We start from the raw sequence: 3,327 nt of genomic DNA, 5'->3' as shown, positions 1-3,327 counted from the left end.
GACGGGGGCCGTGGCCGCGCGGGCTCCCGCCGCGCCGACGGAGGCACCGGACGCGCCCGTCCTCGTGCCACCGCCGGAGGCCATGGCCGCGCGGACCGCCGCCGCGCCCTTCGCCGCGTCGCCCGGGGGGCCCGCCGGGGTGAGGGCGGGCGCGGGGGCGGGGGGTTCCCACTGCCTGCCGTGGCGGCCCGCGTCCATCGCCTCGTTGGCCAGGCGGTCCGCGTGCTTGTTGCGCTCGCGCGGGATCCACTCGTACGTGACCTGCGCGGGCGGCAGGACCGTCGCGGCCTCCGCCGCCAGCGGCTTCATGTCGGGGTGCTTGATCTTCCAGCGGCCCGACATCTGTTCCACGACGAGCTTCGAGTCCATCCGGACCCGGACCTCCGCGTCGGGGGCCAGTTCACGGGCGGCCTTCAGGCCTGCGATCAGGCCCCGGTACTCGGCGACGTTGTTCGTCGCGACGCCGATGAACTCGGCGCGTTCGGCCAGGGTCTCCCCCGTGACCGGGTCCAGGACGACCGCGCCGTAGCCGGCGGGACCCGGGTTGCCCCGGGAGCCGCCGTCGGCCTCCACGACGAAACGCGGCATCAGATGCCCGAGTCCGCCGTACGGACCAGGATGCGGCCGCAGTTGTCGTGGCGTACGACCTGGTCGCGGGCGGCGGCCTTGATCTCGTTGATCTCGGCCATGTCGAGCTCCAGGCGGCAGCCCTCGCAACGGCGCTGGTACAGGCGGGCGGCGCCCACGCCGCCCTGCTTGACGCGGATCTTCTCGTACAGGGCCATCAGGTCGGCCGGCATGGAGGCGACGACGACCTCGCGGTCCTTGGCGGTCTTCGCGGCCTCGGCGTCCAGTTCACCGGTGGCGGCGTCGCGGCGCGCGGTGGCGTCGGCCAGCTTGGACTCCAGCGCGGAGACCCGCCCGGTGATCTCGGTGACGCGCTCCTGGGCGCCCTCCAGGCGCTCCATGACCTCCAGGACGACGTCCTCAAGGTCGGCCTGGCGCTTGGCGAGCGAGGCGACCTCGCTCTGCAGGTTCGCCAGGTCCTTCGCCGAGATGCCGACGCCCGACTCCAGGCGCTGCTGGTCGCGGGCCGCGCGCTGGCGCACCTGGTCGACGTCCTGCTCGGCCTTGGTCTGCTCGCGGGCGGCGTCGCTGGCCTGCGTCTGGGCGGCGACGAGCAGGTCGCGCTGCTGGCTGAGGTCCTTGGTCAGGGAGTCGACCTCGGCGTGCTCCGGCAGCGACTTGCGCTTGTGGGCGAGCTGCGACAGCCGGACGTCCAGGGCCTGGACGTCGAGAAGTCGGATCTGGTCGGCGGGCTCGGCGTTCAGTTGGGGGCTCCAGAGACACTAGAAGGGGTGGTTTCGGACGGCGCGTGCGCCGTCCAGGGGTCGGTGACCGTGCGCGAGACGTGGGTCCGCAGACCCCAGCCGTGGCGCTCGGAGATGGCGTCGAGCTGGGCCGCGGCCTGCTCGCACCAGGGCCACTCGGTGGCCCAGTGGGCGGCGTCGACGAGGGCGAGCGGGCTCTGCTCGCGGGCCTCGGAGACCGGGTGGTGACGCAGGTCGGCGGTGAGGAAGGCGTCCACGCCGGCGGCGCGGACCTGCGCGAAGAGGCTGTCGCCGGAGCCGCCGCTGACGGCGACGGTACGGATCAGGGCGTCGGGGTCGCCGGCGACGCGGATGCCCTGCGCGGTGCGCGGGAGCCGGGCGGCGGCGCGGGCGGTGAACTCGCGCAGGGTCTCGGGGTGGTCGAGCTCGCAGATCCGGCCGAGGCCGCGGCGGCCGGACGGGTCGGTCGGGTCGGGCACGAGGGGGCCGGTGACGCGCAGGTCGAGGGCTCCGGCGAGGGCGTCGGAGACCCCGGGGTCGGCGGTGTCGGCGTTGGTGTGGGCGACGTGCAGCGCGATGTCGTTCTTGATCAGCGTGTGCACGACGCGGCCCTTGAAGGTGCCCGCCTCGACGGTGGTGGTGCCGCGCAGGTAGAGGGGGTGGTGGGTGACGACCAGGTCGGCGCCGAGCTTCAGCGCCTCGTCGACGATCTCCTGTACGGGGTCCACGGCGAACAGCACCCGGGTGACCTCGGCGTCGGGGTCGCCGCAGACGGTGCCGACGGCGTCCCACTGCTCGGCCCGCGAGGGGGCCAGAGAGCGTCCAGCGCGGCGATGACTTCAGAGAGAGAGGGCACGGGCCAAGGCTACCGTCCGTGGCGACCGCCCAGCCTGTCCCCCGGGCAGGGGGCGGCCGGGGGTAGTGGCCGGTCACCCGGGCCGTCGGCGTGCCCCACTGAGGCAAGGTTTACCTCATCTGACCGCAATCGCCCCGATATCAACAGCACAACCGCCCCGCCCCGTGCCGGAGAACCGCGGGGCCGCCACCCGTACGTGTGAAGCGTGCGCGGTCGCGTTGTCCGGCCGGAAGTGCGAAACCTAGTTTCCTCCCCGGAGGTGACGGCCGGATGACTGTCTGTGCCACCGAGATGACCACGACCGCCCCCCTCACGATCACCACCGACGGGGCGTACGCCGCGCGGCTGGCCGGGGAGGGTGAGGCCCGCTATCCCGAGCGGTGGACGCTGGGCGGGCCGGAGCCGTACGCGGTGCCGTTGCCGCTCGCGCAGCCGGAGGAGGCGGACAGCGAGGTGCTGCCGCTGGCCGACGGGCGGGTGCTGATCCACCGCCGGGTCGCCGACCGGCACGCGTTCGCCCTGCTCTACCCGTCGGGTACGTACACGGGCCCCCGTGCCGCGGGCGCCGGCGCCGGGCCCCGCACCGGGGAGCGCCGGCTCGGCGGGATCGAGGCCGAGGAGGGGCTGCGGGTCCGGCTGCTGCCGCCCTCCCCCGACGGGAGCGCGGCCTACGCCCTGGCGGTGGGGGACGGGGAGACCACCGTCTGGCAGGTCGCCGGGCACGGCTACGACGGGCCGCGGCGGGCCGCCGTGCTGCCGGGCCGCTGCTCCGGCGGGGTCTGGCTGGACCGTGCGGGCCGGCTGCTGTCGCTGGACCGGGAGCAGGACGGCCGGGTCAAGGCCGTGGCCGTGGACCTGACCCGGGGCGGGGTGGTCACCCCGCTCCTGCAGATCTCCGAGGACAGTGACGACCGGCTGCTGATGGCGGCCCCGGACAGCGGGCTGCTGCTGATCCGCTCGGACGCGCCGGGCGAGCCGCGGCTCGGCTGGGGGGTGCTGGGCAGCGCCCGGCCGGTCCGCTTCCCCGAGTGCCTGCGGCTGGAGGACGCCCACCCGTTCGCGGTGCAGCCCGGCCAGATCCTGATGCCGGAGACCTGCGGGGTCGCCCTGCGCGTCGGCGGGACGGGGCTCGCCCTGTGG

At 75.0% G+C, this 3,327-nt stretch carries 3 protein-coding genes and 1 pseudogene; 1 reads left to right on the top strand and 3 read right to left on the bottom strand.

Annotated elements, in window-relative coordinates; translation table 11 throughout:
- The 3 genes and pseudogenes from VR44_RS30405 to VR44_RS30395 all read right to left on the bottom strand — a co-directional run.
- Positions 1–588, bottom strand: a 588-nt coding sequence (locus VR44_RS30405; protein ID WP_045950836.1) for a reverse transcriptase-like protein, incomplete at its 3' end; no start/stop codon positions are given.
- Positions 588–1,331: a CT398-like coiled coil hairpin domain-containing protein gene (locus VR44_RS30400; protein ID WP_094192017.1), complete on the bottom strand. Its 744-nt coding sequence runs from the start codon at positions 1,329–1,331 to the stop codon at positions 588–590. The genes VR44_RS30400 and VR44_RS30405, both read right to left, overlap by 1 nt.
- Positions 1,328–2,187, bottom strand: a pseudogene (locus tag VR44_RS30395) (Nif3-like dinuclear metal center hexameric protein). The gene VR44_RS30400 and the pseudogene VR44_RS30395 overlap by 4 nt, the downstream one beginning before the upstream one ends.
- A gap of 270 nt (positions 2,188–2,457) precedes the next feature.
- Between VR44_RS30395 and VR44_RS30390 the strand changes: the two are divergent.
- Positions 2,458–3,327: hypothetical protein (locus tag VR44_RS30390; protein WP_045950837.1), on the top strand; the 870-nt coding region annotated here is incomplete at its 3' end.

This window comes from Streptomyces katrae, assembly GCF_000966975.1.
Classification (GTDB): Bacteria; Actinomycetota; Actinomycetes; order Streptomycetales; family Streptomycetaceae; genus Streptomyces; species Streptomyces katrae.
Note: the sequence above shows the minus strand (reverse complement) of the source record. Positions and strands in the feature narration are given on the sequence as shown.